3 protein-coding genes and 2 pseudogenes are annotated in these 3,992 nt (G+C 68.4%); all 5 read left to right on the top strand.

Annotated features, from left to right (window positions below; all coding sequences use genetic code 11):
• Window positions 1–262: pseudogene (locus EQG76_RS00340) on the top strand (ABC transporter substrate-binding protein); the annotation flags it as partial.
• Window positions 263–283: 21 nt separating this feature from the next.
• A complete protein-coding gene (locus EQG76_RS00335; protein WP_159709571.1) occupies window positions 284–1,282 on the top strand; it encodes an ABC transporter permease in 999 nt (332 codons plus the stop codon).
• The gene (locus EQG76_RS00330; RefSeq protein ID WP_159709569.1) at window positions 1,276–2,067 is read left to right on the top strand and encodes an ABC transporter ATP-binding protein; all 792 of its coding nucleotides are present in this window, start codon (window positions 1,276–1,278) and stop codon (window positions 2,065–2,067) included. The genes EQG76_RS00335 and EQG76_RS00330 overlap by 7 nt, the downstream gene beginning before the upstream one ends.
• Before the next feature lie 99 nt (window positions 2,068–2,166).
• Window positions 2,167–2,362: pseudogene (locus tag EQG76_RS33190) on the top strand (type II toxin-antitoxin system Phd/YefM family antitoxin).
• 380 nt (window positions 2,363–2,742) lie between these two features.
• The coding region (locus EQG76_RS00325; protein ID WP_159709567.1) for a hypothetical protein at window positions 2,743–3,992 on the top strand (1,250 nt) is incomplete at its 3' end.

The following is a 3,992-nucleotide window of genomic DNA, read 5'->3' as shown; positions in this document are numbered from 1 at the left end:
GGCGCTGCTTGAGGCCCAGCATTTCACCGCAGAGAACCCGCGGATCGCCGCCGAGGCCTACCAACCCTTCTCGCCCAACACGAGCATCGAGGATCTGGAAACGCAGATCCGCTACCACGGCCACAGCCACTCGCCGTCGGGCGACGCGCTGCGCCAGGAACTGGCCCAGTACACCGAGGAGCTGAAGCTGGTCGGCGTGATGCGGCCCAGGACCGACCCCGAGAAGTTCGCCGACAAGATCTACGCGCCCGTCGCGGTCTGAGGCAGGAAAGGAACCAGCAACTTGGCGCATGCGACGAGCAGTGCCGGCCTGCCGGCCCTGGAACTGGGGCAGGCGCCGGGCCGAATCGACCCGGTCCTGCTCCTGGCGGGCCTCGCCTGGGCCGGGGCGGCCGCAGTCACCCTCCTCTGGCCGAATGCCACCGACGACTGGGCGTTCACCGAGGAGCTGGCCTATCTGGCCGCGGCCGCAGCCGCGGTGCTGGCGCTCGCCGGCCTCCTGCCGCGCGCGCCGGGACTGGCACGGCTACGCCGGGCGGGGCCATGGTTCCTGGTCCTCGGCATCGGCCTGGCCGTCTGGGAGATCGCGACCGCGAAGCTCGACCTGCTGCCCCGGCCGTTCTTCGCCCCGCCGCAGGAGCTCCTCACCGTCTATATCGACGACTGGCCGCGCCTCGTCGAATGCGTGCTGGCCTCGCTCGGCCTGCTGGTGACCGGCTACCTGCTGGGTGCGATCACCGGCTTCGTCACCGGGATCGGACTCGGCTGGTCCCGGCTGGTGGGATACTGGGTGCACCCGGTGCTGCGCCTGATCGGGCCGTTGCCGCCGGTGGCCTGGCTGCCCGTGGCGTTCTTCACCTTCCCGTCGAGCTGGGCGGCCAGCGTGTTCCTGATCGCCCTTGCCACCTTCGTGCCGGTCACGATCCTGACCTGGTCGGGCGTGGCCAGCGTCAACTCCGCCTATTACGACATCGCCCGCACGCTAGGGGCGAAGAACCGGTTCCTGGTGCTGAAGGTCGCGGTGCCGGCGGCGATGCCGCATGTCTATGTCGGCCTGTTCATGGGCATGGCCGCCTCGTTTGCCGTGCTGGTGGTGGCCGAGATGATGGGGGTGAAGGCGGGGCTGGGCTGGTACCTGCAATGGGCGCTAGGCTGGGCAGCCTATGGCAACATGTATGCCGCCCTGCTGATCACCGCGCTGATGTGCTCGAGCCTGGTGACGCTCCTGTTCAAGGTCCGCGACCGGCACCTGGCCTGGCAGAAGGGAATGCTGAAATGGTGAGCGCCGCACTGGCCCAGGCTGCGCTGCCGCCCGGGATGGCCCTGTCGGTCGAGCGGGTGAGCCATGGCTTCGTCCTGCAGGACGAGCTGCTGCCCGTGCTCCAGGACATCGCGCTGGACATCGAGCCCGGCGAGTTCGTGGCGCTGCTGGGCCCCTCGGGCTGCGGCAAGTCCACCCTGCTCCGGCTCATCGCCGGGCTGGAGCCGCCGCGCGGCGGCCGGATCCTGGCCGATGGCGCGCCGATCACCGGGCCGGACCCGTCGCGGGTCGTGGTGTTCCAGGACCCGACCCTCTACCCGTGGCGCACCGTCTGGGACAACGTGGCGCTGGGCCTGGAGGCGCGCGGCATCCTGAAGAGCCAGCGCCACCGGGTCGACCAGGCGCTGGAGCTGGTAGGCCTCGCCCGGTTCGCCAGCGCCCTGCCCCACCAGCTCTCCGGCGGCATGGCGCAGCGGGCGGCACTGGCCCGCGCCCTGGTCAACGACCCCCGCCTGCTGATCCTGGACGAGCCTTTGGGCAAGCTCGATTCGCTCACCCGGCTCACCATGCAGGGCGAGCTGGTCTCGCTCTGGCAGCGCGCCGGCTTCACCGCGCTGATGGTGACCCACGACATCGAGGAAGCGCTGTTCCTGGCGACACGGGTGATCGTGTTCAGCGACCGGCCGGCCCGGATCGTCGAGGAGCTGCGGGTCGACCGCCCCTACCCGCGCCACCGCGACGACCCCGAGCTGGTGCGGCTGCGCCAGCGGATCCTGGAGCGGCTGGGCCTGGGCGGGAGCTGGTAGCAGGCCGGGCGCCAGCATGGCGGCTGCCGCTGCGGCAGCCGCATCGCACGACCTGTCCAGGAGATGCCATGTGACCATCCACATGGTCAGGAACATGGCATGGGCACGGTCACGCTGGGGGATGCCAAGGCACACCTGAGCGAATTGCTCGGCCGGTTAGAGGCAGGGGAATCCATCCAAATCGCCCGCCGGGGCAAGCCGTAGCTAAGCTTGCGATGGCGGCGGCCGCGCCGCGCCGGAGGAGCGGCGTGGCCAAGCTCAGCCCGTGACCGTAGCGATGCCGCCGCAGACCTAGAGCGCCGCAGAGCTGGCGCGGTCGATGCGTGACGGCGCTCGATTCCGAAGCTCTGTCTGAACATGTTGCCGCCGGCAGCTGTGCTGGCCAACGACACGATCACGATGGCTGAGCCGGTACGGTCGGCCGTTCGCCGCCGGATGTACATGCCAGTCTCCCGTGATGTGCATCACTGTAATTGTTCCGCATATCGCTAGAAGATCGAGTGACGTTCTGGAATAGCGGCCTCGGACGGGCATCTACAGCCAGAACAAGCTCTGTACGTGAGCGCGGGACACCCGACGGGTTCCTCCGGGATCGGGCGCCGCGGCGCGCATCATTGCGGCGTAGTGGAAAGGGCTGCGGCAAGTGGCCTGGATGGTTCGGTTCGGGAGGATATGATGTCCAGCGATCTGAGCTTCACCGAGGACGGCCTGAAGATCCAGGCAACGATCGCCGACAAGATGGACGAGTTGCTGGCCACCGCGGCCGCCGGCACCGCCTTGGGCGGCCCCACCGTCGGCGGCATCATCGCAGCGGCCGTCTTCGTCATGGAATTGATCGACTTCCTCGGCGGCGATGACGAGGAGAAGATCATAGCCGCTCTGAACAAGCTCCAGCAGCAGATCGACGAGATCAAGGGCGTGCTGGTAGTGCTCGACCAGCGGCTGGACGAGATGGTCCAGCAGGCGGCGATCGAGAGCAACCGCCAGACCCTGCGTGACCTCCTGGACTATCTCGACGACTTCCGGGTCCTCCAGATCCGGCTGCGGGACCAGCCCGGCAGCACCGACGTCGCGGTGAGTGTCGCCAACGAGGCAGGAGTCGTCCTCGACAAGTTCCTGCGCAACGATCACGAGATCTGGCGCTGGACGGACGTGGTCGAGAAGGAGTTCCGCGACCCGGCCAGCAGGCAGACGCGGCACGAGCCGGCCCTGGCGACGCTGCGCTTCAAGAATGTCCCCACCCTGCCCGTCTACCTGATAGGCATGCTCATCTGGCTGGCGGCGCGCGAGCGGGCGGTGCAGGCCGGGCAGCGGGCGCGTCTGGTCGATGACCAGGCCCGGCTGGAGCGGCATCGTGCTGCGACCGCGGTGCGCACCGACTTCGACAAGTACGCCGACGGCGCGGCGGGCATCCCGCATTCCATCCAGGAGCACATCAAGTGGCGGATCCGCGGCCACGTAATCGCCGGCAGCAAGTTTGCGGACCGTGATGGGTTCTGCGCGTTCCATTTCGACATCGGCAACCTGATGACCGGCCGACGGGTCCTGACTACCAAGCCTTTCAGCCTCGCCATGCAAGCGGGACGTGGCAGCCTGTGCACCGTCAATCCCAGCCTTCTCGGGGCGCCCCTGGAGGAGGTCGAACTGGAGGACAAGAGCGGTTGCGCGCCGCTGCAGGCCTTGTCGGACGTGCTGGCACGCCTGGTTGCCGGCGGATCACTGCGTGGTCAGTTCATCGGGCAATTCCCGACCACCGAGGCGTATGCGCCCGCAGTCCTATACCTGGTCGACCTGACCGGCGACCTGCAATGGTACCAGCTGAGCGAGGCCAGCCGTCCGGGTGGTTCCGACCAGTGGCGCGGGCCGATCAAGGTCGGCAACGGCTGGAACGGATTCACACGCGTCTTCAATGGCGGCGGCGCGGC

The organism is Geminicoccus flavidas, from assembly GCF_009806515.1.
Taxonomy (GTDB): domain Bacteria; phylum Pseudomonadota; class Alphaproteobacteria; order Geminicoccales; family Geminicoccaceae; genus Geminicoccus; species Geminicoccus flavidus.
Note: the sequence above shows the minus strand (reverse complement) of the source record. Positions and strands in the feature narration are given on the sequence as shown.

Bases quoted from the DNA above. Each gene is read 5' to 3' on its own strand.
- EQG76_RS00330 (WP_159709569.1), top strand. From the start codon at position 1,276: ATGGTGAGCGCCGCACTGGCCCAGGCTGCGCTGCCGCCCGGGATGGCC.